The sequence below is a fragment of the Marinibaculum pumilum genome, assembly GCF_042646425.1.
GTDB classification, from domain to species: domain Bacteria; phylum Pseudomonadota; class Alphaproteobacteria; order Ferrovibrionales; family Ferrovibrionaceae; genus Marinibaculum; species Marinibaculum pumilum.
Window position 1 is genome coordinate 1 of sequence record NZ_JBHRTR010000024.1, and the last position, 25,708, is coordinate 25,708.

Here is a 25,708-nt window from a genome sequence, read left to right on the forward strand (position 1 = left end):
TTGTCCATCGGCCCGCAGCTTCGATCCACGCTTCCTCCCCACGGTCGGTCGCCCTTCCGCAGTTGCGCTTCACTTCGTTCGCTGTGACCAGCTTACGGAGGGACTTCCACCCTCAAGAACGCGCCCATGCTGGGCGCACAACGCAAAAGGCCCGGCACTGGGCCGGGCCTTCGCAAGGTCGTGATGCCTTGCCGTCGCGATGCCTGGGATCAGGCGGCGACCGGACGCATCATCTTGTCGACGGTCTGCTGGAAGCGCTCGTTGAGCGGCTCGAAGGTCTCCTTCGACAGCTTGGTCGACATCTCGCCCAGCTTGGTGGACTGCTGCATCATCGCGTCCATGCTGGACTTCATGTAGTCGTTCTGCAGGTCGTACAGTTCCTGCAGGGTCTTGGCGCCCATCATCGCCTTGGCAGCGGCGACGGTGTCGTCGACCTGCGCCTTGGTGAAGGCGAGATGCTCGGCGTTCATGTTCTCGAACAGCTTCGCCGCGCTGTTGCTGGCCTGCACCCAGGCGTCGAAATTCTCGCGCCCGAAGCTGCCGAAGGTCTCGAAGCTCTTCATCGCGGCGTCCATGCGCTCGCGGCCGGCGCTGACGAACTGCTCGGCGGCGTCGGTCTGGGCCTTCATGATCTTGTCCATATTTTCTTTCCCAACGTTGACTGCGTCCTCGATGGCGACGTTCGCCGTTTCCTTGGCGGTCTTCGCACTGCTCTTCGCTGTGGCCATCACTCGCTCCTTGGTCGCTTCCGATCCGCGCCGGGATGCGCCCGGCATGGATCCTTTCTGGTGTCGACCGCATGGCAGGTGCCGGGCACTGCCGTTTGGCGGTCGCGACAAGACCCGCAGCCCCACCCCGGCTGAGCCGGCGGCGGATGCGCAACGGGCCGCACAAGGAGGGTGCCCTCTCTGCGGGACCGCTCATCGCAAAGTCATCGCGATCCCTGTGGCGGTGCGCCTGCCCGAAATCGAACGCAAAACCTATGCGGGAGGCGCCGCACCCTCATGCTGCACTGCAACATATTGGCAAAGTACGCCGCGCCGTCCAGGGGGTCAAGGCAATTTTTTTGCACTGCACAATGACGCCGCAACCTGCCGTCGCGGCGCCGCCCCGGCGAGCCCTTTACGCAGCGTCAGCCTCAGAACTGGGGGCCGATATCCAGCCCGTCGCCGTCGACCTGCAGGCGGAACCCACCGGCGTTGAAGCCCCGGCTGCCCCAGGGCGGCAGGGTCTGGCGCTGCGGCGGCGCATAGGGCACGCCGGTCGCGTCGGCCTTGAGCAGGTAATCGACGAAACGCACGCGGGCGATGTAGTTCGGCGAGCCGCGCGACCAGTTCGATGCCCAGGCGTTCCAGTGATAGGCGCCGTCGATGCAGGCGGCGGCCACCCAGTAATAGGCATCGGACCGCAGGAAGTCGCCATCCGGCGGCGCGTCGCGGAAACCGCTTGCCAGCAGCGCCCCCACCAGGTCGGCGAAGCTGTCGCGGTCGATGCGGTCCACGGCCTTCTGCGCATCCCAGGGGGCCAGCAGGTTGAAGCCCTCGACCATCACGTTGGCGAGATTGCCCTGGCCCATGACCCGGGCCTCGACCTCCGCCCCGGTGGCCGTCTGCGTCACGTCATAGCTGCGGACCTGGCTGTCCCAGGTGCCGTTGTAGACGAACCGCAGCCGCGACGGCGTGCCGGGCGCGCAGGCCGCCTTGATGTCCTGGCCGTCCAGATAGCTAAACCAGGTCAGCCGCTGGGCCACAGGATTGTCGACCGGCCCGGACGAGGCGCAGGCCGCAACCATGGCTACACCGAGGCAGGCGGCGAGCAACCGCCGGAGGATGGGCAGGCGGAAGACAGGCAGACCGGACAGCGCGACACGATGCGCTGCGGCAGCGAAGATCTGTGCGACACGGAACATGCTTGGCCTCACCGTTGGACGCAGCCCCCCCGACCCGAAGAAGTCCTAGCAGCCCGGCGCCGCGTTGGCCAACGCGATGGCGGTTCAGGCGATTCGTCCGAATCGGTGGCGACTCGCCGGCGGGCGCGCGGTAGCGGGCGACCATTTCGACTCCTTCTGGTCGCTTTTCGTTCCCTGTTCGTTTTCATAAACAAGAGCGATCTGGACTTGAGCGCCGATTCCTTTTTATTGTCAAAGTGTTGCTTGGGGATCTTGATGCATGAGTCCCAGGCAAGGCCGGAACGTCCGCGAATTGCGCGGGAATCCGGTATGCGCTCGGGTGAGTCGGTGGCGGCGGACCGGGCCGAGGGGGATAGACGCTGCCCATGCCTGCTGCGCGACCGAGTCGCGTGCAAGGCCGGGCGGCACGGCCGAATTGCGAATGGGGACCCGCCATGCGTCTGATCCGAGCGGCTGCTGCCGTGACCGCCGTGTTCCTGGTGACCGCGGTGTTCATGTCCGCGCCGGCGCAAGCCCGGAAATACGCCTCGATCATCGTCGATGCGGAAACCGGCGACGTGCTGCACGAGCGGCATGCCAGCGACCTGCGCTATCCCGCCTCCCTGACCAAGATCATGACCCTGATGCTGGCCTTCGACGCGCTGAAGTCCGGCAAGCTGAAGCTGGACCAGCGGCTTCGGGTCTCCCCCCATGCCGCCGCGCAGCCGCCGTCGAAGCTCGGCCTGCGGGCCGGGCAGAGCGTGAAGGTGCGCGACCTGATCCTGGCGCTGGTGACCAAGTCGGCCAATGACGCCGCCGTGGTCCTGGCAGAGGGGCTGGGCGGCACCGAATCCGGCTTCGCCCGCAAGATGACCGACCGCGCGCGCGGCCTGGGCATGTCGAAGACCACCTTCCGCAACGCCTCCGGCCTGCCCGATCCGCGCCAGCGCACGACGGCGCGGGACATGGCGAAGCTGGGCATCGCCATGATGCGCGACTATCCGGAGCAGTACCGCTACTTCTCCGTCCAGCGCTTCACCTGGAACGGCCGGACCTACAAGAACCACAACCACCTGCTGGGCCGCTACGAAGGCACCGACGGCATCAAGACCGGCTATATCCGCGCGTCCGGCTACAACCTCGTCGCCTCGGTGGAACGCAACGGCCATCGCCTGGTCGGCGTCGTCTTCGGCGGCCGTACCGGCGCCTCGCGCGACAAGCACATGATCAAGCTGCTGGACCGCGGCTTCGACCACTACAAGGGTGGCGACAGCCTGATCCAGGAGGCCTTCAAGTCGATCGAGATGCCGTCGCTGATCGCCAGCGCCCATGCCGCCACCCCGGCCATCGTGCCGGTCCCGCGGCCGCGGCCGACCTCCGGCGTCGGCCTGCTGGCCCATGCCCTGTCGCCGCGCGGCGAGATGGCCGACGGCTCCGCCTTTTCCGCCGGCATGAACCTTGGCCGCGAGGCCGCGGTCGGCCAGGTCGCGCAAGGCGACGCAGAGGACAGTCCCGGCCCCACCCGCCTGGTCGGCGTGCAGGCCGGCGGCGAGGCGGCGGCCATCGAAGCCGAAGCCTGGGCAATCCAGGTCGGTGCCTTCCGGGTGGCCGACAGCGCCCACCGCCGGGCCGCGGCCGCCGCCGCCCGCGCGCCGGGCCTGCTGACCAGCGACCAGGTGCGGATCATGCCGCTGGAGACCGGCAAGGGCCGGCTCTACCGCGCCCGCCTGGTCGGCCTCGACCGCAATGCGGCGATCAAGGCCTGCCGTCACCTGGCCAGCCGCGACTTCTCCTGCATCACCCTGGCACCCGGCGCCTCCTGAGAGGGGCGCGTCCTGAGAGACAGGCTAATGCGCTCCAAGAACTGGTCGAAACGGTGCTGCGAGACCAGGCCATCATCCTAGGCCTTGAGCCTAGGATCCATTCCGCCGAATGCGAGGTATGTCACGGCTTGCGGAATGGGTTCTCGGGTCAAGCCCGAGAACGACGAGTTTCCATCTAAGAGGGAACGCTCTGGGGCTGCGCTGCCAGGGCTACCGCCAGGGCGCCGCCAAGCCCGGCATTGGCGACCGCCAGCGCGGCATTCGTGGCCGTGGTGCGGCCGCCGGAGAGGCGATCCATTTCCGCCAGCAGGAAGGGCGTGACCGCGGGCCCGGCGATGCCCTCCGCCGCGGCGCGCGCCAGCGCGGCGGCGATCCAGCCGTCGAGCTCGGCCATCGCGATCCGCACCCCTTCCGGCGGCGGCTGCACCACCAGCACCGCAGCCGGCAGGGCCAGCAGGCGCTGTGCGCGCACCACGCCCGCCAGCTCGCCGATCTCCGCCACGGTGCAGGGCAGCGCGATGCCGCTGTCGGCGGCATGGAAGGCGGGAAACTCCGCGGTCCGGTAGCCGACCACCGGCACGCCGAACGCCTCCAGCGCCTCCATCGTCGCCGGCAGGTCGAGGATCGACTTGGCGCCGGCGCTGATCACCGCGATCGGCGTGTCGGCCAGCGCCGGCAGGTCGCCGGAGAGGTCCGGAAAGGCCGGCGGCGCCCCGTCCAGGTGCCGGTGCACCCCGCCGATGCCGCCGGTGGCGAAGACGGCGATGCCGCAGCGCGCCGCGGCCCAGGCGGTGGCGGCGACCGTCGTCGCCGCCAGGCTGCCGCCGGCCAGATGCATCGCCAGGTCGCGCCGCGACGCCTTGCGGGCCGCACCGGGCGCGCACAGGCGATCCACCAGGTCCTGCCCCGCGCCCACCTGCAGCCGGCCGTCGGCCACGGCGATCACCGCCGGTACGGCGCCGGCATCGCGCACGGCGGCGCGCATCTCCGCCGCCAGCTCGCCGTTGCGGGGATGCGGAAAGCCATGTGCGAAGATGGTCGATTCCAGGGCCACGACCGGCCGACCGTCGGCGAGCGCGGCGGCCACCTCCTCCGCCACGGCGAAGCCGTCCGGCCCCTGCGGCCGCGCCTGCCAGTCGTGGCCCGGCCGGCCGGCCTCCCCCGGATCGGTGGCCTGTCGGTGATGCACGGTCATGGGCGAGGTCCTATAGTGCGGCCGACCCTGCCATCGCCAGAACCGGTACGCACGTGCGTCTGACCCAGTCCCGCCTCCGGCAGCTGACGACCATTGCCATCATCGTCGTCCTATCCACCGCCGGCGGCGCCGTCTACGGCATTCTGGTGTCGCGGGCCGCCGGCGGCGATGCCGCCATCATCCTGGCCGGCGCCCTGCGCGGCGGCCTGACCGGCTTCACCATCTCGCTGCTGGCCTCCGTCCTGGAGGTCTACGTGGTGGGCGGCCCATTGGGCCGGAACCTGCGGCAGCTTCCCTTCCTCGCCTTCCTGGCGATCAAGAGCCTCGGCTACCTCGCCGTGATCGTGCTGGGCCTGCGGCTGGGCCAGGTGCTGGTGCCGATCGACGGCGACGAAAGCACGACTGCCTCCGGCTGGCTGCAGCAGATCCTCGTCTCCTTCCTGATCGGCTTCGTCTTCACAACGATCCTGGCGATCAACGAGCTGCTGGGCCCCGGCGTGCTCGGCCGGCTGCTGGCCGGGCGCTACCACCGGCCGAAGAGCGAGGAACGGATCTTCCTGATCGTCGATATCCGCGGCTCCACCCGGATCGCGGAGCGGATCGGCGACCATGCCTTCCTGTCCTTCCTCGATGCCGCCTTCTACGACATCACCGACCCGCTGCTGGAGCAGCGGGCGGAGATCTACAAGTATGTCGGCGACGAGATCATCGCCACCTGGCGGCTGGCGGACGGGTTGCGCGACGCGCGCTGCGTGCGCGCCTGCTTCGCCGCCGCCGACCGGCTGCAGCTCTATGCCGAAGCCTATCGCCGGCTGCACGGCGAGGTGCCGGCCTTCCGTGCCGCGCTGCATGCCGGCCCGGTGGTGACCGGCGAGCTGGGCCATGTGAAGCGCGAGATCGCCTATCTGGGCGACACCCTGAACACCGCCGCCCGGATCGAGCAGGAATGCAAGACCCGCGACCGCTTCTGCCTGATCTCCGGCCCGCTGCTGGAGCAGCTGCAGCTGCCGGAAGGGATCACCGCGACCCCGATCGGCGAGACGGCGCTGGCCGGCCGCACCGCGCTGCTGCCGCTGTTCAGCCTGGAGAAGAAGGTGCCGGGATCGTGAGCGCGGAGAACGCGGCATCGGACAAGACCGTATTGCTGCATGGCGGCACCGTCCGGACGATGGTTCCGGACGCCGGGCCGGCCGCGGCGATCCTGCTTCGCGACGGACGGGTTGCGGCGACCGGCACGGCCGAAAGCCTGCGGCGCAGCCTGGACGCGCCCTGCCGCGAGGTTGCGCTGGAAGGCCGCACCGTGTTGCCGGGCCTGATCGACAGCCACCCGCACCTGCTGCACTACGGCACCCTGCAGGCGCCGCTGGTCGACCTGGCCGACGCCACCTGCCATGCCGAGATCGTGGAGCGGATCGCCGCACGGGCCGCGGAGGTGCCGGCCGGCGACTGGATCATGTGCAGCCCGGTGGGCGAAGGACATTACTTCGTCGCCCGCTCCTGGCGCGACCTGGCGGAGGGCCGCCTGCCCGACCGCGCGGTGCTGGACCGCGCGACGGCGGCGCATCCGGTGATGATCCAGGCCTGGGCGCCGGTCACGCCGAACGTCATCGCCTTCAACTCCGCCGCCCTGGCCCGGCTGGAGATCGGGCCGGAGACCGCCGACCGGATCGGCGATGTCTGGATCGAGAAGGATCGCGACGGCCGGCCCACCGGCCTGCTGACCGGAAGCCTGACCAACTATTTCTGCAACGACGCCTTCGGGCAGGAGATCTGGCGGCGGATCCCCTTCCTGCAGGCGGAACTGATGCTGCCGGCCACCGAACGGGCGATGCACGACTACAATGCGCAGGGGGTCACCGCGGTCTACGAGAACCACATGATGGACCCGCCGCTGCTGGACGTGTACCGCCGGCTGCGGCGGGAGGACCGGCTGACCCTGCGGGTGATGCTGGCGCAGGAGGCGGAATCCTACGGCATGCCGTGGAGCCGGCCGCGGGCGCCGGCGGAATTCGTGCATCGGATCGAGGAGTCGGCCGGCCAGGTGCAGCTGACCGACCCGCTGCTGCGCTTCGACGGGGTGACCTTCACCCGCGACGGTTCCTGCTGGCCCGGCGGCATGCAGATGAAGGAGCCCTATCTGGGCCCCTATGGCGAGATGACCTCGGGCCGCGCCTATATCGCGCCGGAACGCGCGGAACAGGCGATGCGGCTCTGCGCCGGCCTGGGCATGCGGCTGAACACGATCGCGCTGGGCACCGCCGCGCAGGAGCAGAACCTGGCGCAGCTGGAGGCGGTGGCCGCCGATGCCGACATCGGATCGCTGGACTGGCTGCTGGTGCATGCGATGTTCGTGGAGCCGGAGCAGGCGCGCCGCTATGCCCGCCTGGGCATGAATGTCACCACCTGCCCCTCCTTCGTCTACGGCAAGGGGGAGCTGTTCCGCCGGCGGATGAAGGAAAATGTCCTGGCCGACCTGCTGCCGCTGCGCCGCTTCCTGGACAACGGCATGACGGTGGCCTGCGGCAGCGACTGGGGCCCGAAGAACGCCTTCCGGCAGATCGAGATCTCGCTGACCCACGCCTTCGGCGGCAGCGACCGCAACAATCTGGGCCCGGCACAGCGGATCACGCGGGAGGAGGCGCTGGCGATGTGGACCCGCGACGCCGCCCGGCTTCTGCGCTGGCAGGGCATCGGTGCCCTTGCGCCGGGCGACCATGCGGACCTTATCGTCGTGGACCGCGACCCCCTCACCTGCCCGGTGGAACAGATCGGCGGCACCCGTGTCGACCTCACCCTGCTGGGCGGCGAACCGGTCTACCGCTCCGGCGGCTTGCCGTTCTGAGGGGGCCGGATCCTGGTGGCGTACCGGCGTCCCCGGACCCGTTTCGTCGATGGCGTCCACACACCGCGTCGACGAATCTTCACTGCCGCCGTCGTCCTTGGGCGCGACCCAAGGACCGTGACGATACGGCGACGCTGCGCAGCATCACCGTCCTGCCACGATCCTCGGGTCGCGCCCGAGGACGACGGCGGCGGGGAGCCGCGGCGAGAAGATGTGTGATTGCCGTAGGGTCAGGCCCGAGGGCGACGGCAACCGGGGAGAACGGCAGGGAGGTACCGGCCTCCGGCGGCGAAAGCGAGCGCCCGCCCCCTCAGCCGCGCATCTCCTGCGGCAGGTCGATGCCGACCGCCTCCAGCGCCGCGATCATGGCGTTGCGCACCGCGGTCAGGGCGGCGTCATCCTCGGCCTCGCAACGGGCGACCAGCACCGGCTGGGTGTTGGAGGCGCGTAGCAGCCACCAGCCCTTGTCCAGGGTGACGCGGACGCCGTCGACGTCGGAGACATCGGCCCCCGCCTGGCGCAGATGGGCATCCAGGCGGGCCACCTTCTCGAACTTCTCGGTATCGTCGCAGGGGAAGCGCAGCTCCGGGGTGTTCGCCGGCTGCGGCAGGCTGCGGCGCAGATCGGCGACCTTGTCGGTGCCGGCGGCGACCTGGGCCAGGAAGCGCAGCGCGACATAGAGACCGTCGTCGAAGCCGTAGAAGCGGTCTGCGAAGAAGATATGGCCGCTCATCTCGCCGGCCAGCGGCGCCTTCATCTCCGCCATCTTCTGCTTGATCAGGGAATGGCCGGTTTTCCACATCACCGGTTGGCCGCCCAGCCGCGCGATCTCGTCGAACAGCACCTGGCTGGCCTTCACGTCGGCGATGATCGGCGCGCCGGGGGCCGCCTGCAGCACCTCGCGCGCCAGCAGGGCGACCAGCTGGTCGCCCCAGATGATCTCACCCCCGCCGTCGATCACGCCGATCCGGTCGCCATCGCCGTCGAAGGCGAAGCCGAGGTCCAGCCCCTCCCCCGTCACCGCGTCCTGCAGCTGCCGCAAATTGGCCGGCACCGTCGGGTCGGGATGGTGGTTGGGGAAGGTGCCGTCGATGGTGGCGTTCAGCAGGCGCTGAACGCCCGGCAGGCGCGCCGCCACGGCGCTGACCGTTTCCGCCGTCGCGCCGTTGCCCGGGTCCCAGGCGACCTTCAGCGGCCGCTTCAGGTCGATGTCGCGCAGCAGCCGGTCGATATAGGCGTCGAACACCGGCGCGTCGGCAGCGGAACCGCTGCCGCTGGCGAAATCGCCCGCGGCGATGCGGCGGCCCAGGTCCAGGATCGCCTGGCCGTAGACCGGCCCGCCCTTCGGCGAGCGCGGCCCGCGCATCATCTTGAAACCGTTATGGTCCGGCGGATTGTGGCTGCCGGTAACCATCAGCCCGGCATCGGCGTCCAGGTGATAGACGGCGAAATAGAGCATCGGGGTCGGGCCGCGGCCGATGCGCAGCACTTCGGCGCCGGCGGCGATCATGCCGTCCTCGACCGCGGCGACGAAATCGGGCGAGCTGAGCCGGCCATCATAGCCCAGGCAGATCCGGGGCGACGCCTTCTCCTCCGCGGTGGCGCTGGCGAAGGCGCGGCCGATGCTGCGGGCATCCTCGACCGACAGGGTCTCCCCCACCACGCCGCGGATATCGTATTCCCGCAGGATGGTGGGATGCAGCGCCGCGCCGCTCATTGCGCGGCCTCCGTATTGCCTGCCGCCGGGTCGACCTTCGGCCGGCCGATGGAGTGGTAGACGAAGCCGGCCTCCCGCGCCTCGTCCAGGGTGTAGATGTTGCGCAGATCGACCAGCAGCGGCACCCGCATCAGCTCACGCACCCTGGCCAGGTCGAGCGCCCGGAACTGATTCCATTCGGTGACGATCACCAGGGCGTCCGCATCGGACATCACCGCATAGGCATCGTCGCACCAGGCGACCCCGTCGATCAGCTTGCGCGCCTCCTCCATGCCCTCCGGGTCGAAGACGCTCACCTCCGCCCCGGCATTCACCAGGCCGGGCACGACCTCCAGGCTGGGGCTCTCCCGCATGTCGTCGGTGTTCGGCTTGAAGGTCAGGCCCAGCACGCCGATCTTCCGGCCCCGCACCGAGCCGCCGCAGGCGGCGACCACCTTGTCCACCATCTGCCGCTTGCGGGCATCGTTCACCGCGACCACCGTCTCCACGATCGACAGCGGTGCCTCCGCCCGCCGGGCCAGCGCCACCAGCGCCCGGGTGTCCTTCGGGAAGCAGGAACCGCCATAGCCCGGCCCCGCATGCAGGAACTTCGCGCCGATCCGCTTGTCCAGGCCGATCCCCCGGGCGACGTCCTGGACGTTCACCCCGACCTTTTCGCACAGGTCCGCCACCTCGTTGATGAAGGTGATCTTGGTCGCCAGGAAGGTGTTGGCGGCGTACTTGATCAGCTCCGCCGTCTCCAGGTCGGTGAACAGGACCGGCGTCTCGTTCAGGAACAGCGGGCGGTAGACCAGGCGCATCGCGTCGCGCGCGCGCTGGCTGCGGACGCCGACCACCACCCGGTCGGGCCGCATGAAATCCTCGATCGCGGAGCCCTCGCGCAGGAATTCCGGATTGGAAGCGATGTCGACATCGGCATCAGGCCGCGTCCTGGCGACCACCCGCGCGACCTCCGCGCCGGTACCGACCGGCACCGTCGACTTGGTGACGATCACGGTATAGCCGTCGACCGCGCGCGCGACCTGTTCCGCGGCGGCGTAGACATAGCTCAGGTCCGCCTCGCCATCGCCGCGGCGGGACGGCGTGCCGACCGCGATGAAGACCGCGTCCGCCTGCGCCACCGGTTCGGTCAGGTCGGTGGCGAAATGCAGCCGGCCCGCCTTCGTGTTGCGGGCCACGACCTCCTCCAGCCCCGGCTCGAAGATCGGGATCCGGCCCGCCTCCAGCGCGGCGATGCGGCTGGCATCGGTATCGACGCAGGTGACGTCATGGCCGAACTCGGAAAAACAGGCACCGGAGACGAGTCCGACATAGCCGGTGCCGATCATCGCCACGCGCATTGTGGCCCCCCAAGATTCTGCGCCGGACCCTGCCGCCAGAGCGGACGGCGCCGGGTTCCGACGCTGGTTGCCCCGCTACCTGCCGTACTTGCTGCCGTACAGCGCGTGCAGGCGCTGGCCCAGGAATTCCGCGACGGACGGGCCGATATCGGACCGCGCCAGGCCGAAGGCCAGGTTGGCGCAGAGAAACCCGGCCTTGTCGCCGCAGTCGAAGCGCTCGCCTTCAAACGCCAAAGCGTGGAACGGCGTCTCGCCGATCATCGCCGCCATCGCGTCGGTCAGCTGGATCTCGCCGCCGGCGCCGGCCTGGGTCTGCGACAGCCGGTCGAACACCTCCGGCTGCAGGATGTAGCGGCCGATCACCGCCAGGCGGGACGGCGCCTCTTCCGGGGCCGGCTTTTCCACCAGGGCCTTCACGCCGACCAGTTCGCCCGGCGCCGCGGCGGCACGCCCGCCCTCGGCGGTGATGATGCCGTAGCGGCTGGTCTCCTCCTGCGCGACTTCCATGGCAGCGACGATATTGCCGCCAACCTCCTCATAGGCCTCGACCATCTGCTTCAGGCAGGGGGTCCGGCTCAGGATCAGGTCGTCCGCCAGCAGCACGGCGAAGGGCTCCCGCCCCACCAGATGCGCGGCGCAGGCCACCGCATGCCCCAGCCCCAGCGGCTGCATCTGCCGGGTATAGGCGACCCGGCCGGGCGGCGGCACGAAGGCATCCACCTGCTGCAGGGCGCTGTCCTTGCCGCGCCGGCGCAGGGTGTCTTCCAGCTCGTAGGAATGGTCGAAATGATCCTCGATCACCGCCTTGCCGCGGCCGGTGACGAAGACGAAATGGTCGATCCCGGCGGCCTGCGCCTCTTCCAGCGCATACTGGATCAGCGGCTTGTCGACGACCGGGAGCATCTCCTTCGGCATCGCCTTGGTGGCGGGAAGGAAACGCGTCCCCAGGCCACCGACCGGGAACACCGCGGTACGGACCTTCTGCTTCATTGGCGTGGCGGCATTCCTGCTGGCGGGCCTGACGGCTGGATGGGCCTGGCGGCCGGTGGGTCTATCGGACCGGACGGTACCGGATCCGGATACGGGTGGCCACGCGGCCAACGGACCGCAACGCCCCGGCACGAACGGTTTTTACGCCCCCGCCCAAGCCCGTTGCAAGGTCGAAACCGTCAACGCATGCGGCCGCTTCAGGTTCCCAGAAGGACATCCTTCGCCTCGTTGATCTTGCCGGCCAGGTAGTTGGAGCCGCCATGGTCGGGGTGCAGCTTCTTCATCAGCCGGCGATGCGCCTCGCGGACCTCGTCCGGCCCGGCATCGGTTCCCAGGTTCAGGATCTCCCGCGCCTCGGCCGGCGACATGCGGCCGCGGCGGCCCCCGTCCGCACCACCGCCCTTCGCGCCGCCCCGGCTTCCGGACCGGTCCCGGTCCCCGGCCTCCGACCGATTGCCCGTACCGCCCCCGTCGCCCGCACCGCCATGCATGTGCCGCCAGTCGGGCCCGACCATGCGATCCAGATAGGCCTCCAGCAGGCTGACCGAGTCGGGATCCTCCACCTCGCATTCGCGCAACAGGACGATCAGTTCGTCGGCCTGCAGCGCCTCGATCCGGCGGCCGCGGAAGCGGCCCTGCAGCACCGTGCCCGACATCTCGCCGGTGTCATGTTCCAGGGTCATGCGCAGCCAGGCGGTCTGTACCTGCGACGAATTGCCGGCGCCGCCGGCGGCATCGTGCCAGCGCGGACCGCTGCCCGGCGCACCGCCTGCGCCTGGCCAGGTGCCGCCCGCCCCTGGCCGTCCCTGCCCGGCGCCGCCGAACAGGCTGCCCAACATGCCGAACAGGCCGCCGCCCATGCCCAAACCGCCCGGCGCCTTGCCGAAGGCCAGCAGCGCCCCCATGCCCAGAAGCCCGGCCAGCATCGGCCGGCCGAAGGCCAGCAGCGCCAGCGCAGCCGCGCCCAGCAGGGTGCCGCCGGTGATCCGGATCACCTTGGCCAGCTTCTTCGGGTCGGCGGTCAGCAGCACGCGCCCGGCCAGCAGCAGGGCGCCGATCAGGCAGAGGGCAAGGATGAACCAGGCCATGGGCGGGCCGCTAGCGCAGCTGGCCGGTCAGCAGCGCAACGTCGCCGCCATGCGCCTTGGCGAAATCCTCCAGCGCCGGGCGGCCGCCGGCGGCATAGACCGCGACCGCCGACAGCAGGTCGCGCAGCGCGCGGGCCGAACTGGCGTCGAAGCTGCAATAGGCGCCGCCGCTCAGATGAGCGATCTGCTGGAAGCCCATCCGGGCATAGGGCTCCGCGCCCTCCTGGAAGACGAAGCAGGGCACGCCCAGCACGCCCAGTTCGCCGGCCAGGTGGGCCAGGTCGTCGACCTTCTCCTCCATGCAGTCGCCGACATAGACCAGGGCGTTGACCCGGCGGCGGCGTGTTTCCGCCGCGCAATGCTTCAGGATACGGCCGATCTGGGTATAGCCGCCACGGCAGGACACCTTGCCCATATAGTCGACCAGCCGGGCGCTGTCGGAGACCCAGGGCGAAGACTTGCATTCGCTGTAGCCGCGGAAGAAGACCAGCTGGACGTCCAGCCCGCCCAGCGCGGCGGTTTCCAGGAACATCCGGTTCTGCAGGTGGCTGGCGCGGTCCCAGGTCGGCTGCCGGCTGGCGGTCGCGTCCATGCCGAATATCAGGCGGCCGCGGGTGCCGGCCGGCTTGACGTTCGGCGTGCGCGCCAGCTTGTCCAGGAAAGCATCGACCTCCGCGCCGCCGCTGTCGCGGCCACGTGTCGCGGCACCGTCGCGCCGCCGGTCGATATGCCGATCGCTTCCGGACATCCGTCACACAATCCAGGTCAAGCTGCGCCGGCAGCAGCCGGCCCTTCCAGACCTATTAGATTGGTACGATACGGACCCTGTCCAGTCGGTCAGGCTGCGCCTCTCTGGGGTTCCTGTTCGCCTGCGGAATCGAAGGCATTCTGCGCCACCGGCAGCTTGAGCCCGCGCAGCAGCGCGCGCACCTCGGATCGCGCGGCGACATGGCTCATCGTCATGTTCATGCCGGCCTCCGGCTCCGCCAGGTCGGAAAGGGTCAGGCCGGACAGGAACATCTCGCGGAAGATCACCCGCTCGCCGAAGCCCGGCACCAGGCGGAAGCCGATACGCTTCGCCAGCTTCTCCAGCACCCGGCCGACCCGCCGCTTGTTCTTGGCATCCAGGTTGGACAGCCGGTTGCGGATCACGATCCAGTCCAGGTTGGTGCCGGTGCGCAGCATGCGCTGCTTGCGCTGTTCGAAGACCATCTCGGAATAATGGCTCAGCTTGCTCTGCGCGATCTCCCGCGGGTTGACCTGCGCCAGCAGGTCCAGGTCGATGAAGCTGTCGTTCATCGGCGTCACCAGGGTGTCGGCATAGGAATGGCCAAGCGCCGCCAGGTAGGTGTGGTTGCCGGGACAGTCGACCACGATGAAGTCGTGCCGGTCGCTGAAGCGGGCGTGCCATTCCTCGAAGCGAGCGCCCTCCTCCGCCTCCGCCTCCGCCCGGTCCTGCGCTTCGGACCGGCGGATCGACACCCAGTCCGGCATCGGCAGCCGGACCTGCATCTGATCCATATAGGCCTGCCGGTTCTCCAGGTAGCGGCTCAGGGTGCGCTGCCGTCCGTCCAGGTCGATGGCTCCGACCCGGTAGCCGGCATAGAGCAGGCCGACCACAAGATGCACCGCGGTCGTCGACTTGCCGGAACCGCCTTTCTCGTTCCCCAGAACGATGGTATGCGCCATGCGACCGGTGCACCTCGCTTGATTTTCGCCCCGCCGGCGCCCGCACCGGATGGTGCCGCCGCGGGCGGGGCCGTCTGTGACAAAGCATTGCCGGCAGCCCGCAGACCCGGTCAAGTACCCGGCCGCAACGGGCGGTTTCACGCGTTTCCGCGGCGTCCGGGCGGCTGCCGGCAGAATCGGTGCACATTCCCGGCAGGCCTCGAATCGCACCGGCAAGAACAGTGCAGGTGCCGCAGGTTGGAGACAGGAATGGACGAAGTTGATGCCGTCGTGGTCGGTGCCGGCGTGGTGGGGTTGGCCGCGGCGCGGGCGCTCGCCCTGCAGGGGCGCGAGGTGATCGTGCTGGAGGCGGAAGATGCCATCGGCACAGGCACCTCGTCGCGCAACAGCGAGGTAATCCATGCCGGCATCTACTATCCCACCGGCAGCCTGAAGGCGGCGTCCTGCATCGCCGGGCGCCGCCGGCTCTACGCCTATTGCGACAGCCGGGGCATCCCCTACCGCCGCTGCGGCAAGCTGATCGTCGCCGCCGATGACGAGGAACTGCCGAAGCTGGAGGCCCTGGTCGTGAAGGCGGAGGAGAACGGCCTGACCGGGCCGGACGAGGCGCTGCGCATGATCGGCCATAACGAGGCGCTGGCGCTGGAACCTGAACTGGCCTGCATCGCCGCCGCCGTCTCGCCCTCCACCGGCATCATCGACAGCCACGGCCTGATGCTCTCCTACCAGGGGGAGATGGAGGCGTGCGGCGGCATGATCGCCTTCAACACGCCGCTGCTCCGTGCAGAAGCCACCGGCGGCGGCTTCGAGATCTCCGCCGGGGGCGACGATTTCCGCCTCCGCACACGGGTCCTGGTGAATGCCGCCGGGCTGCATGCGCAGGAGGTGGCGCGCCGGATCGACGGCCTGGCGGCAGGTACCATCCCGCCCGGCTACTACGCGAAGGGCTGCTATTTCAGTCTGGCCGGCCGCGCGCCGTTCAGCCGGCTGGTCTATCCGATGCCGGTCAAGGCGGGGCTGGGTGTCCACCTGACCATCGACCTGGGCGGCCAGGCCCGCTTCGGCCCGGACGCGGAATATGTCGACAGCCTGGACTATGACGTCGACCCGCGGCGCGCCGACAGCTTCTACGCCGCGATCCGGCGCTACTGGCCGGCTTTGCCCGACGGTGCCCTGCAGCCGGGCTATGCCGGCATCCGGCCGAAACTTCAGGCGCCGGGCGAGGATCCGAAGGACTTCCTGATTCAGGGCCCGGCGGACCATGGCCTGCCCGGGCTGGTCAACCTCTACGGCATCGAGAGCCCGGGCCTGACCGCCTCGCTGGACCTGGCCGACCGGGTGACCGCGGCGCTCGACTAAGGGCAGGTCGGCCCGGAAGCCAGGTGACGAACCGCTACGCTCGCTGTAGACCCTTGCAAAAGGGACGATGACACGGACAGGGGCGGACCATGGGGCGACCGGGCGGGGGAACCACCAGGCGGCGTTTCCTGCAGGGGCTGGGCGCGCTGGGCGGCGCGGCGGCGGTCTATCACGGCGCCGGCGCCCTGGGCCTGCTGAAGATGAAGAGCGCGCAGGCCGCGATGGCGGACTATCCCGCCGGTACCGGCACCGGCCATTCGGTGGTCGTGATCGGTGCCGGGGTGGCCGGCATCTGTGCCGCCTGGCATCTGGCCCGGGCCGGCTTCGCCGTCACCGTGCTGGAGGCGAATGCCCGCCCCGGCGGGCGCAATTTCACCATCCGCGACGGCGACAGCTTCGCCGAAGTGGGCGGCCCGGTGCAGACCGCCCGGTTCGTCCAGAACAGCTATCCGGACGGCACGCCGGTGCCGGTGCCGACCTACGCCAATTGCGGCGCCGGCCGCATCGGCGCCCACAGCGCGCTGGTGCTGGACTATTGCCGCCGCTTCGGCACCCGGCTTGAGCCCTACCAGTTCTACAGCGCCAGCGCGCTGCTGCAGAGCGATCGCGCCTTCGGCGGCCGGCCGATGCCGATGCGCCAGATCCGCCACAACCTGCGCGGCGAGATCGCGGAGATGCTGGCCACGAACGTGCAGCAGAAGGGCCTCGACGCGCCTCTGACGAAGGAGGACCGTGACCGCTTCCTGGCTATGCTGCAGCAGTTCGGCGACCTGCGCAGCCTGCCGGACGGCCGCTACCTGTTCGACCAGACCGAGCGCGCGGGCTTCCTGATCGACCCGATCGCCGGCCTGGAGGCGGGCGAGCCGATGCCGGCGGTGAGCCTGAGGGAGATCCTGCAGTCCGACTTCTGGAACCATAAGCTGTTCCAGCAGCTGTCCTACCGCTGGCAGGCCACCCTGGTGCAGCCGGTCGGCGGCATGGACATGCTCTGGCGCAACATGCTGCGGCAGGAAATGCCGGACGGCCGTATCCTGGCCGACAGGATGCGCCTGCAAAGCCCGGTTGCGGAGATCCGCAACCGCGACGACGGCGTCACCGTCGTCACCGAGGCCGGCGAACAGCTCGACGCGGCGTTCTGCATCTCCACCATCGCGCCGCCGCAGCTGGCGGAGCGGGTGCAGGGGCTGGAACCGCCGGTGGTCGCCGCCCTGGCCGACGTGCCCTACGAGCCCTGCGTGACCATGGCGGCGCAGTTCGACAACCGCTTCTGGGAGAGCGACAGCAGGACCACCGGCCGCATCCTGGGCGGCATCAGCTGGACGGACGGGGTCACCGACCAGCTCTGGTACCCGTCGTCGGAATTCTTCACCACGCATGGCGTGATGCGCATCTGCTACAATTTCGACAGGACCGCCGCCGCCTTCGGCGCCCTCAGCCCGTCGGAGCGCCTGGATGCCGCCATCGCCCAGGGCGAGAAGTTCCATCCCGGCCTGTTCGCCAGGCACATCATGCGCGAGTCCGCGGTCAGCGTCGCCTGGCACCGCATGCCCTATTTCATCGGCATCGGCGTCTACGAGGACTATTACGCCGATGGCGAGGTCGATCCGAACCGCGGCAACCTGGACCGCTACCGCTTCCTGAAGACCCGCTTCCCGGCGGGAAGGCTGCATCTGGCGGGCGACTATTTCAGCCTGGTGCCGGGCTGGATGGACGGCGCCCTGGAATCCGCGGAACAGGCCGTCAGCCAGATCGTCCACCAGGTCCGCAGCCGCTGAGCCGGGCGGGCCGCCCGACGAAATCGGCGCGGCCGCGATTGTCCTGACGCCGCAGACAACCCATGTAAAAGGGGCAGCCGAACACAGGCACAACCTTCAAGGACCGCGATTGCCCCAAACTGCGTCTGCGCCCCGCCTGCCGCGGGACGAGGACGGTCGACGCACGCTTCGTGCGTCGCTTGTCGCCCACGAAGGCGCTCAACCCGGAAAGAGCGTCGTTCAGATCTTCACCAGTATCGGTTTGTTTCTGGGGGCTTGTGCCGCGATGTATGTCGCGGCGGGGATCTCGGTCCCGCTGACCCTGGCGCTGGCGATCCCGACCGGCGCGCTGCTTGTCCGGGTCTTCATCGTGCAGCACGATTGCGGGCATGGTGCCTTCTTCAGGGGGCGGCGCGCCAACGCGGTGCTGGGCAATATCTGCGGCGTCCTGACCCTGACTCCTTACGCGAACTGGCGTCGCCAGCATGCCCGGCACCATGCCAGCTGGAACAACCTGGACCAACGCCAGTCGGGGCTGGACATCTATTCCGTGTGCCTGACGGTGTCGGAATACCGGGCGCTGCCTGGCTGGCAGCGGCGGCTCTATCGCGTCGGCCGGCATCCGCTGGTGATGCATCTGCTGCTGCCACCGCTGATCTTCCTGCTGCTCTACCGGGTCCCATTCGACACCCCGCCGCGATGGCGCCGGGAGCGCTGGTCCGTGTACCTCACGAACCTCGCCCTTCTCTGCCTGTTCGGCGGGCTGGCCGCGATCTTCGGCATCGGCACCGTGGCCCTGGTGCATCTGCCCGTCATCGCCGTCGGTGCGGTGATCGGGGTCTGGCTTTTCACCCTGCAGCACCGGTACGACGGCGCGCTCTGGTCGCGGGATCCCCAGTGGAGCCACGAGCGCGCGTCGCTGGAGGGGTCGTCCCACCTGCGGCTGCCCCGCATCCTGCAATGGTTCACCGGCAATATCGGCCTGCACCATATCCACCACCTGGCACCGCGGATCCCGAACTACCAGCTGCAGGCCTGCCACGACGCCCTGCCGGAACTGCGCCGTCAGAAGCCGCTGGACCTCTGGGGCGGGCTGAAGGCGATGCGGCTGTCGCTGTGGGACGAGGGCCGCAACCGGATGATCGGCTTCCGCGACATGCCTGACAGCCGGGCGACCGCAACAGCCGGCTGAATCACCATTTTCTCCTGACCCGGCGCACTGTCGGCGCCACCGGCTTTCCAGGCGCAGCGGTTTGTCTGTCGCCGGTGCCCCGTCTAGGGTCCCGATGCCGATGCCGCCGTGCCCAGGCTGGCGGCGCCACGACAGGGGATTCAGGGGATGGCGGAACGCTCTGGCACCGTGGTGCTGGATCCGGAGCAGCGACGGCTGTCGATCCTGGCGAACATCGCCGGCAATGCGGTCGAATGGTTCGACTTCGCGATCTACGGCGCGTTCGCGCTCACCATCGGCCGGGTCTTCTTTCCCTCCGACGATCCGACGACATCGCTGCTCGCTTCCTTCGGCACCTTTGCCGCGGGCTTCCTGGCGCGGCCGTTCGGCGGCCTGGTCTTCGGCCAGATCGGCGACCGGGTCGGCCGGCGCTGGGCGCTGCTGCTCTCCGTCGGCATGATGTCGATCCCCACCCTTCTGCTGGGCCTGCTGCCGGGCTATGAGACCCTGGGCATCGCGGCGCCGGCGATCCTGATCGGGCTGCGCATCCTGCAGGGCCTGTCCGCCGGCGGCGAATACATCACCTCGATCGTCTACCTGGCGGAAAGCGCGCCGCCGCGGTCGCGGGCGCTGGCCTCCAGCTGGTCGATCTTCGGCTCGGTCGTCGGCGCCCTGGCCGGCTCGGCGCTGGCCGCGCTGCTGACAGAGGCGCTGAGCCCCGAACAGCTGGACTCCTATGGCTGGCGGATCGCCTTCCTCGTGGGCTTCGGCATGGCCCTGCTTGGCCTGCTGCTGCGCCGCGCCCTGCCCGACATCGAGGCAGAGACGGAGAGCGAGGATTCGAAGGGATTGCCCATTGTCCAGGCGCTACGCCGGCATTTCGGCGACGTGATGCGGGTCGTCGGCCTGAACCTCGCCTATGGCATCGTCTGGTACGTCACCTTCGTCTACGTGGTCTCCTGGCTCACCGACCGGGTCGGCGAGCCGCAGAGCGAGGCACATACGATCAACACCGTCAGCATGATCGCCATGCTGCTGCTGACGCCGGTGATGGCGGCCCTGTCCGACCGCTTCGGCCGGCGCCCCTTCCTGCTGTTCGGCGCCGGTGCCCTGGCGGTCGCGGCCTGGCCGGCGTTCTGGCTGATGGACCATTCCAATGTCGCGATGATCCTCGCCGGCGAGCTGCTGCTGGTGACCCTGCTCGCCTTCTACACATCGTCGATGCCGGCGGTCTTCGCGGAGCTGTTCCCCTCCGCTGTCCGGATCACGGCGGTCGGCGCCGGCTACAACCTGTCCGCGGCCCTGTTCGGCGGCATGGTGCCGCTGGTCGCGACCTGGCTGGTCGGCACCACGGGCGACGATCTGTCGATCGCATGGCTGCTCAGCGGGGCCTGCCTGATCTCGTTCCTCGTCGCCCTGAAGGTGCCGGAGAGCGCCTTCGCGCCGCTGCCGGACTGAAGGCGGGCCGGCCTCAGGCCCCGTCTTCGGGATCGTCGATCGCGCTGACATGGGCGGCGACGATGCGCCAGCCGTCGGGCATGCGGACCCAGGTCTGCATCTGGCGGCCGATCCTGCCCGGGGCCGAGGGCCGCCGGTACAGGGTCGAGGCGGTGGCGAAATCGGTCCCGAAGGTGGTGATCACGGTCTGCTCCAGGCTCCGCTCCAGCCCCTTCGAGGGACGCGCCGCGCGGAATGCCGCGATCTCGTCATAGCCGTAGAGGTTCTCCGCCAGGCCATAGCGGATCGTCGTCGGCGAGACGTGGAACAGCTCGTCCAGCACGGCAACATCGTTGCCCACCAGCGCCTTCTCGTAGCGGGCGAAGGCACGCTCCACCTCGGCCCGCACCACGGGATCGTTGATCTTCATCGCTGCCCCCGACCTTCCACCGTCACGCCCGGCAACCGCGCCTTCGCTCCCGCTCCACCGGAGCCGGGCCCGTCGTGCTACAGCAGCCCGAGCTCCCGCAACTCCTGCACCATCTCCGCCGGCATCTCCTCGGCCCCCTCGGCCAGGCCGGTGCCGGACAGGTCCCGCGGCGCATGCCGGGGTTCCAGATAGCGCCAGCCCTGATGGGGCCGCCGCGGCTGCGGCTCGGTCTGGACCAGGTCCGGATCCAGCCGGATCGCGCAGCACCGTCCCCGCCCCTCAAGGGTCACCATGTCCAGCCCGAGGATCCGCTGCCGGGCGCGGGCGAAGCCGGCGATAACCCAGTACAGCGAGCCGCCGTCCAGCACCTCCTCCGCCCGCTTCGGCCGGAAGCGGGTGTGGTGCACCAGCGGCTGCCCGGCCGCCGTGCGCCGGGCGATCGATGCCTCCAGCTGCTCGATCCGGTCGACGCCGACGCAGAGCTTGAGGAGATGGACCGTCAAGGCTTGGTCCAGTTCAGCGGTAATATAGTGTTCAGGTCACGCTTCATTGTCTACAAGAGACCGACAATCATCAGCCAGAGAATCTCCAGCGGCAACAGGAACAGGATCGTGCCGGCAGCGATCAGCAGGGTGAACCGGGTGCCGACGGCCAGCGGAACCGCGCCCAGCTGCAACGCCACCACCATCGGCGCCGCCTGGTAGGGCAGCAGCGGGGTGGCGCAGCCCAGCATGATCGCGGTCAGCACGGTGTCGAGCGCCAGGCCGGCGGCATCCGCGATCTGCGCCGCCAGGGGGACCATGACCGCAGCCGCACCCGGCAATGTGGTGCCCAATGCAACGACGAGCGCGGTCGCGGTCACCGCGACGAAGCTGCCGACGGCTCCCAGCGCAGCCAGGTCGCCGATCGACAGCAGGCCTTCCGCCACCCGGACGCCCAGCCCGCTCTCCGCCACCACCGCGCCCAGGCCAAGGATGCCGACCACATAGAGCAGCGGGCCGAGGCCGAGGGTGGACAGGTCCTTGCCGTCCATCACCCCGATCAGGGGCAGGACGCAGATGCCGCCGGCCAGCATGGCGATCCAGGCGGGCGACAGGCCATGGGCCGTGTCGGTCATCCAGCCCACGATCGCCAGCAGAAGGATCAGGCCCAGGCGCCATTCGGCCGGCCGGGCGGGGCCGCGCAGCGGCGGCCGGTCGCTGCCCTCGCGCGGCGGGTCGCCATAGAGCAGCAGCACCAGCCCGGCAACCATCGCCACCCGCAGCAGCCCCATCACGGGGAAGAAGCGCCACAGCCATTCGCCATAGAGGAAGTGGTGGTCCAGGACCCGTTCCGCCGCGCCGACCAGCACCAGGTTGATCAGGTTGGCCGGCATCACGGCGAAGCCGGCGATGAAGGTGCCGAAGGCGCCGGCCAGGATCAGCCCCTCATAGCCGCGGCTGCCCTCCGGATAGCCGCTTGCCTTGGCCAGGGCCGCGACGATCGGGATCACCAGCACCGCCCGGCCCATCGCGGAGGGCATCGGGAAGGCGAGCAGCCCGGCGGACAGCACCACGCCGAACACCAAAGCGGCATAGCGGGTGCCGAACAGGGTCGCCAGCCGCAGGGCGATGCGGGCGCCGAGGCCGGTGCGGTCGACCGCGATGCCGAAGATCATGCCGGCAAAGACCAGCCAGAAGGCTGGCGACAGGAAGCCGGAGAAGGTCACCTCCGGCGGCGCCACCCCGATCACCGCCAGCGCCATGAACAGGAAGGCGGTCACCGGCTCCGGCAGGGCGCCGGTGCCCCAGAAGGCGATCGCGCCCAGGGTCAGCGCCGCCGCCGCCCACTGGTGCGGCGCCAGCCAGTCCGCCGGCCCGGCCAGCACCATCGCCAGCCCCAGCAGGACGACGAAGCCGCAGAACCAGAAGCGCCAGTCGCGCCCGCTCGTCACCGCCGCCAAGGCAGGCGGCTCCCGTTCCGCAGCGGGCGCGGCCGGATCAGGCGGCGCACTTCGCCTTCATCGCCCGTGCGACATTGGAGGCGGGCGGCCGGCCCAGCGCATCGGAGATGAACCAGGAGGTCTGGACCAGCTTCTCCAGGTCGATGCCGGTCTCCACCCCCAGCCCGTCCAGCATGTAGACGACATCGTCGGTGGCGACATTGCCGGTGGCGCCCGGGGCATAGGGACAACCGCCGAGGCCGCCGACCGAGGAATCGATGCTGGCCACCCCGACCTCCAGCGCGGCCAGGATGTTCGCCAGGGCCTGGCCATAGGTGTCGTGGCAATGGACGGCGATCTTCTCCAGCGGCACCTGAGCCGCACAGGCCTCCACCGCGGCCCGCACCTTGCCCGGCGTGCCGACCCCGATGGTGTCGCCCAGCGCCACCTCGTAGGCGCCCATGGCCGCCAGGGCGGCGGTGACCTCCGCCACCTTCGCCGGCGCGATCTCGCCCTCGAACGGGCAGCCGGCGATGCAGGAGACGAAGGCGCGCACCTTCACGCCGCGCGCCAGCGCCGCCTCGCAGACAGGCCGCAGGCGCTCCAGGCTCTCCGCGATGCTGCAATTGGTGTTGCGCCTGCAGAAGCTCTCGCTGGCCGCGGTGAAGATGCCGATCTCCTCCGCGCCGGCCGCCATCGCCGCCTCGAAGCCCTTCATGTTCGGCACCAGCACCTGGTAGTGGATGCCGGGACGGCGGCGGATCTGCGCCATCACCTGGGCATTGTCGGCCATCTGCGGCACCCATTTCGGCGACACGAAGCTGGTGGTCTCCAGATGGCTGACCCCGGCATCGACCAGCCGCTCGATCAGCTCCACCTTCACAGCCGTCGGAACGGTACCGGGCTCGTTCTGCAGGCCGTCCCGGGGGCCGGCCTCCCAGATCGTGACCTGCTTCGGCAGTCCGGAGATCGACATCGCCGCCATCCTCGTTCGCTGTCCTTCGGCAAGACCCGCCCGCCCGGTCAGGCGGCGGCCTCCGCCTCCTCGGCGAAGCGCACCAGCACATCGCCCTCCTGCACCTGCTGGCCGACGCTAAAGGGCATCGCCTCGATCACGCCGTCGCCGGGGGCGGCGATGGTATGCTCCATCTTCATCGCCTCCAGCACCAGAAGCGCATCGCCCTTCGCCACCGCGTCGCCGGCCGCCGCCGTCACTTTCACGATCTTGCCCGGCATCGGCGCCTTGAGGGTGCCGCCGGCGCCCTCCTCCAGATGCTCCACCTGCATCGGGTCGACCAGCAGGTAGCGCCGCATCTCGCCGCCGCAGGCGAGCCAGACCTGGCCGGGCAGCACGCAGGCGGCGCCCTGCAGCTGCAGGCCGTCCAGGACCGCGGCGAAGCTGGCCCCGCCCTGCCCCACACGCCATTGCAGGTCGAGCTCTGCGCCGTCGGCGGCCATGCGGATGCGCCACCGGCCGGGACCGCCATGGGTCACCCGCAATTCGCTTTCCGCCTCGCCGCGCTGGAAGGTCAGCACCTCCTCCGCCGGCAGGTTCATGCGCCAGCCGTCCGACCGCCCCCAGGGCGACCAGGGATCGGCGGTCGCCGCCATGCGCGCGGTGTCGGCGGCCGCGCGATGCGCCAGCAGGGCACCGGCCGCCAGCGCAAGCAGGCGGCCCTCCACAGCCGGATCGGGCGCCAGCAGCGCCTGCAGGTCGCGGTCGATCAGGCCTGTGTCGAAATGGCCGTCGCGGAACGCCTCATGCGCCAGCAGCCGGCGCAGGAAGCTGCCATTGGTGGTCACGCCGAGGACCGAACTGCCGGCCAGGGCGCGGCTCAGCCGGTCCAGCGCGGTGCGCCGGTCCGGCCCCCAGGCGATCAGCTTCGCGATCATCGGGTCGTAGTGCGGCGAGACGGTGTCGCCTTCCGCCACGCCGGTGTCGATGCGCAGACCCGGCGCGGCCTCCGGCAGGGCGAAGACCCGCAGCTCGCCGGTGGCGGGCACGAAGCCCTGCGCGGCATCTTCGGCATAGAGCCGCACCTCGACCGCATGGCCGTCGATCGCAAGGTCTTCCTGCGCGACCGGCAGCGCCTCGCCCGCGGCCACCCGCAGCTGCCATTCCACCAGGTCCTGCCCGGTGATCGCCTCGGTCACCGGATGCTCCACCTGCAGGCGGGTGTTCATCTCCATGAAATAGAACTGGTCGGCATCCAGTCCGCCGGCGCTGTCGGCGATGAACTCGACGGTCCCGGCGCCGACATAGCCCACGGCCTGGGCGGCGGCCACAGCCGCGGCGCCCATCGCGGCGCGCATCTGTTCCGGCATGCCCGGCGCGGGCGCCTCCTCGACCACCTTCTGGTGGCGGCGCTGCAGGGAGCAGTCGCGCTCGAACAGGTGGACGGCATTGCCGTGTGTATCGGCAAAGACCTGCACCTCTATATGCCGCGGCGCACTGACATATTTCTCCACCAGCACCGCCTCGTTGCCGAAGGCGTTGCGGGCCTCCCGCTGCGCGCCTTCCAGCGCGGCGGTGAAGCCGGCGGGCTCGTCCACCCGGCGCATGCCCTTGCCGCCGCCGCCGGCGACCGCCTTGATCAGCACCGGATAGCCGATCCGCTCCGCCTCCGCCGCCAGCAGGGCGGGATCCTGGTCGGCGCCGTGATAGCCCGGCACCACCGGCACCCCGGCGCCTTCCATCCGCGCCTTCGCCTTGTCCTTCAGGCCCATCGCCCGGATCGCATCGGCCGGCGGGCCGATGAAGACGATCCCCGCGGCGGCGCAGGCCTCGGCGAATTCCGCATTCTCCGACAGGAAGCCGTAGCCGGGATGGATCGCTTCGGCGCCGGTGCGCTGTGCCGCGGCGATGATGGCATCGGCACGCAGATAGCTTTCCGCCACCGGCGCGGGGCCGAGGCGCACCGCCTCGTCTGCCTGGCGCACATGCTGCGCATCCGCATCGGCGTCCGAATAGACCGCGACGCAGGCAATGCCCATGCGATGCGCGGTGCGGATCACCCGGCAGGCGATCTCGCCCCGGTTGGCGATCAGGATCTTCTGGAACATC

Annotated in this window: 21 protein-coding genes; 7 read left to right on the top strand and 14 right to left on the bottom strand. The window is 69.9% G+C overall.

All coding sequences use genetic code 11. The features are described 5' to 3' along the window. Positions 1-209: 209 nt before the first annotated feature. Together ACFOGJ_RS10140 and ACFOGJ_RS10145 are read right to left on the bottom strand one after the other, a co-directional pair. Entirely contained in the window at positions 210-728 is a 519-nt protein-coding gene (locus tag ACFOGJ_RS10140) for a phasin family protein (RefSeq protein ID WP_379899879.1), read from the bottom strand. Between the two features lie 410 nt (positions 729-1,138). Then, complete coding sequence (locus ACFOGJ_RS10145; RefSeq protein ID WP_379899881.1) at positions 1,139-1,909, bottom strand: hypothetical protein; 771 nt, start codon at positions 1,907-1,909, stop codon at positions 1,139-1,141. A 434-nt stretch (positions 1,910-2,343) separates the two neighbouring features. On the opposite strand from ACFOGJ_RS10145, the gene ACFOGJ_RS10150 reads away from it, so the two are divergent. Next, a complete protein-coding gene (locus ACFOGJ_RS10150; protein WP_379899883.1) occupies positions 2,344-3,711 on the top strand; it encodes a D-alanyl-D-alanine carboxypeptidase family protein in 1,368 nt (455 codons plus the stop codon). 175 nt (positions 3,712-3,886) lie between these two features. On the opposite strand, the gene ACFOGJ_RS10155 is transcribed toward ACFOGJ_RS10150, so the two are convergent. Further along, positions 3,887-4,906 carry a pseudouridine-5'-phosphate glycosidase gene (locus tag ACFOGJ_RS10155; RefSeq protein ID WP_379899885.1) on the bottom strand — a complete coding sequence of 340 codons (1,020 nt, stop codon included), beginning with the start codon at positions 4,904-4,906 and terminating at the stop codon, positions 3,887-3,889. Between the two features lie 53 nt (positions 4,907-4,959). Between ACFOGJ_RS10155 and ACFOGJ_RS10160 the strand changes: the two genes are divergently transcribed. Both ACFOGJ_RS10160 and ACFOGJ_RS10165 read left to right on the top strand, forming a co-directional pair. Next, positions 4,960-6,015 carry an adenylate/guanylate cyclase domain-containing protein gene (locus tag ACFOGJ_RS10160; protein WP_379899887.1) on the top strand — a complete coding sequence of 352 codons (1,056 nt, stop codon included), beginning with the start codon at positions 4,960-4,962 and terminating at the stop codon, positions 6,013-6,015. Continuing rightward, positions 6,012-7,748: an amidohydrolase gene (locus ACFOGJ_RS10165; RefSeq protein ID WP_379899890.1), complete on the top strand. Its 1,737-nt coding sequence runs from the start codon at positions 6,012-6,014 to the stop codon at positions 7,746-7,748. The genes ACFOGJ_RS10160 and ACFOGJ_RS10165 overlap by 4 nt, the downstream gene beginning before the upstream one ends. A gap of 310 nt (positions 7,749-8,058) precedes the next feature. Here ACFOGJ_RS10165 and pgmG read toward each other — a convergent pair whose 3' ends face one another. From pgmG to ACFOGJ_RS10195, 6 genes are all read right to left on the bottom strand, one after another. Further along, a complete protein-coding gene (pgmG, locus tag ACFOGJ_RS10170; RefSeq protein WP_379899892.1) occupies positions 8,059-9,465 on the bottom strand; it encodes a phosphoglucomutase/phosphomannomutase PgmG in 1,407 nt (468 codons plus the stop codon). Then, positions 9,462-10,805, bottom strand: a complete 1,344-nt coding sequence (locus ACFOGJ_RS10175; protein ID WP_379899894.1) for a UDP-glucose dehydrogenase family protein — start codon at positions 10,803-10,805, stop codon at positions 9,462-9,464. Before ACFOGJ_RS10175 ends, pgmG begins: the two co-directional genes overlap by 4 nt. A gap of 75 nt (positions 10,806-10,880) precedes the next feature. After that, a complete protein-coding gene (galU, locus tag ACFOGJ_RS10180) occupies positions 10,881-11,795 on the bottom strand; it encodes a UTP--glucose-1-phosphate uridylyltransferase GalU (protein WP_379899896.1) in 915 nt (304 codons plus the stop codon). 197 nt (positions 11,796-11,992) lie between these two features. Beyond that, positions 11,993-12,883: a hypothetical protein gene (locus tag ACFOGJ_RS10185; protein WP_379899898.1), complete on the bottom strand. Its 891-nt coding sequence runs from the start codon at positions 12,881-12,883 to the stop codon at positions 11,993-11,995. A gap of 10 nt (positions 12,884-12,893) precedes the next feature. Next, entirely contained in the window at positions 12,894-13,631 is a 738-nt protein-coding gene (locus ACFOGJ_RS10190; protein ID WP_379899900.1) for a VWA domain-containing protein, read from the bottom strand. Between the two features lie 89 nt (positions 13,632-13,720). After that, positions 13,721-14,572, bottom strand: a complete 852-nt coding sequence (locus ACFOGJ_RS10195; RefSeq protein WP_379899902.1) for a division plane positioning ATPase MipZ — start codon at positions 14,570-14,572, stop codon at positions 13,721-13,723. A 249-nt stretch (positions 14,573-14,821) separates the two neighbouring features. On the opposite strand from ACFOGJ_RS10195, the gene ACFOGJ_RS10200 reads away from it, so the two are divergent. From ACFOGJ_RS10200 to ACFOGJ_RS10215, 4 genes are all read left to right on the top strand, one after another. Next, entirely contained in the window at positions 14,822-15,931 is a 1,110-nt protein-coding gene (locus tag ACFOGJ_RS10200) for an NAD(P)/FAD-dependent oxidoreductase (RefSeq protein WP_379899904.1), read from the top strand. An 89-nt stretch (positions 15,932-16,020) separates the two neighbouring features. After that, positions 16,021-17,706 carry a flavin monoamine oxidase family protein gene (locus tag ACFOGJ_RS10205; protein WP_379899906.1) on the top strand — a complete coding sequence of 562 codons (1,686 nt, stop codon included), beginning with the start codon at positions 16,021-16,023 and terminating at the stop codon, positions 17,704-17,706. A gap of 265 nt (positions 17,707-17,971) precedes the next feature. Next, positions 17,972-18,877, top strand: a complete 906-nt coding sequence (locus ACFOGJ_RS10210) for a fatty acid desaturase (RefSeq protein WP_379899908.1) — start codon at positions 17,972-17,974, stop codon at positions 18,875-18,877. Positions 18,878-19,024: 147 nt separating this feature from the next. Continuing rightward, positions 19,025-20,314, top strand: coding sequence for an MFS transporter (locus ACFOGJ_RS10215; protein WP_379899910.1), 1,290 nt, complete (start codon positions 19,025-19,027; stop codon positions 20,312-20,314). A 13-nt stretch (positions 20,315-20,327) separates the two neighbouring features. Here the strand turns inward: ACFOGJ_RS10215 and hpxZ are convergent, their stop codons facing one another. The 5 genes from hpxZ to ACFOGJ_RS10240 form a co-directional block, all read right to left on the bottom strand. Then, positions 20,328-20,723: an oxalurate catabolism protein HpxZ gene (gene hpxZ, locus ACFOGJ_RS10220; protein ID WP_379899912.1), complete on the bottom strand. Its 396-nt coding sequence runs from the start codon at positions 20,721-20,723 to the stop codon at positions 20,328-20,330. 77 nt (positions 20,724-20,800) lie between these two features. Further along, on the bottom strand, positions 20,801-21,226 hold the full coding sequence (locus ACFOGJ_RS10225) for a DUF1489 family protein (protein ID WP_379899914.1): 426 nt from the start codon (positions 21,224-21,226) through the stop codon (positions 20,801-20,803). A 50-nt stretch (positions 21,227-21,276) separates the two neighbouring features. Beyond that, a complete protein-coding gene (locus ACFOGJ_RS10230; RefSeq protein ID WP_379900030.1) occupies positions 21,277-22,656 on the bottom strand; it encodes an SLC13 family permease in 1,380 nt (459 codons plus the stop codon). Positions 22,657-22,702: 46 nt separating this feature from the next. Further along, positions 22,703-23,620, bottom strand: a complete 918-nt coding sequence (locus ACFOGJ_RS10235; protein ID WP_379899916.1) for a hydroxymethylglutaryl-CoA lyase — start codon at positions 23,618-23,620, stop codon at positions 22,703-22,705. Positions 23,621-23,667: 47 nt separating this feature from the next. Continuing rightward, entirely contained in the window at positions 23,668-25,707 is a 2,040-nt protein-coding gene (locus ACFOGJ_RS10240; protein WP_379899918.1) for an acetyl/propionyl/methylcrotonyl-CoA carboxylase subunit alpha, read from the bottom strand. Position 25,708 lies beyond the last annotated feature (1 nt).

Excerpts from the sequence above, each read along its gene's own strand:
- ACFOGJ_RS10140 (WP_379899879.1), bottom strand. The coding sequence starts at position 728 with ATGGCCACAGCGAAGAGCAGTGCGAAGACCGCCAAGGAAACGGCGAAC.
- ACFOGJ_RS10145 (WP_379899881.1), bottom strand. The coding sequence starts at position 1,909 with ATGTTCCGTGTCGCACAGATCTTCGCTGCCGCAGCGCATCGTGTCGCG.
- ACFOGJ_RS10150 (WP_379899883.1), top strand. The coding sequence starts at position 2,344 with ATGCGTCTGATCCGAGCGGCTGCTGCCGTGACCGCCGTGTTCCTGGTG.
- ACFOGJ_RS10155 (WP_379899885.1), bottom strand. The coding sequence starts at position 4,906 with ATGACCGTGCATCACCGACAGGCCACCGATCCGGGGGAGGCCGGCCGG.
- pgmG (WP_379899892.1), bottom strand. The coding sequence starts at position 9,465 with ATGAGCGGCGCGGCGCTGCATCCCACCATCCTGCGGGAATACGATATC.
- ACFOGJ_RS10175 (WP_379899894.1), bottom strand. The coding sequence starts at position 10,805 with ATGCGCGTGGCGATGATCGGCACCGGCTATGTCGGACTCGTCTCCGGT.
- galU (WP_379899896.1), bottom strand. The coding sequence starts at position 11,795 with ATGAAGCAGAAGGTCCGTACCGCGGTGTTCCCGGTCGGTGGCCTGGGG.
- ACFOGJ_RS10185 (WP_379899898.1), bottom strand. The coding sequence starts at position 12,883 with ATGGCCTGGTTCATCCTTGCCCTCTGCCTGATCGGCGCCCTGCTGCTG.
- ACFOGJ_RS10190 (WP_379899900.1), bottom strand. The coding sequence starts at position 13,631 with ATGTCCGGAAGCGATCGGCATATCGACCGGCGGCGCGACGGTGCCGCG.
- ACFOGJ_RS10195 (WP_379899902.1), bottom strand. The coding sequence starts at position 14,572 with ATGGCGCATACCATCGTTCTGGGGAACGAGAAAGGCGGTTCCGGCAAG.
- ACFOGJ_RS10200 (WP_379899904.1), top strand. The coding sequence starts at position 14,822 with ATGGACGAAGTTGATGCCGTCGTGGTCGGTGCCGGCGTGGTGGGGTTG.
- ACFOGJ_RS10205 (WP_379899906.1), top strand. The coding sequence starts at position 16,021 with ATGGGGCGACCGGGCGGGGGAACCACCAGGCGGCGTTTCCTGCAGGGG.
- ACFOGJ_RS10210 (WP_379899908.1), top strand. The coding sequence starts at position 17,972 with ATGTATGTCGCGGCGGGGATCTCGGTCCCGCTGACCCTGGCGCTGGCG.
- ACFOGJ_RS10215 (WP_379899910.1), top strand. The coding sequence starts at position 19,025 with ATGGCGGAACGCTCTGGCACCGTGGTGCTGGATCCGGAGCAGCGACGG.
- hpxZ (WP_379899912.1), bottom strand. The coding sequence starts at position 20,723 with ATGAAGATCAACGATCCCGTGGTGCGGGCCGAGGTGGAGCGTGCCTTC.
- ACFOGJ_RS10235 (WP_379899916.1), bottom strand. The coding sequence starts at position 23,620 with ATGTCGATCTCCGGACTGCCGAAGCAGGTCACGATCTGGGAGGCCGGC.
- ACFOGJ_RS10240 (WP_379899918.1), bottom strand. The coding sequence starts at position 25,707 with ATGTTCCAGAAGATCCTGATCGCCAACCGGGGCGAGATCGCCTGCCGG.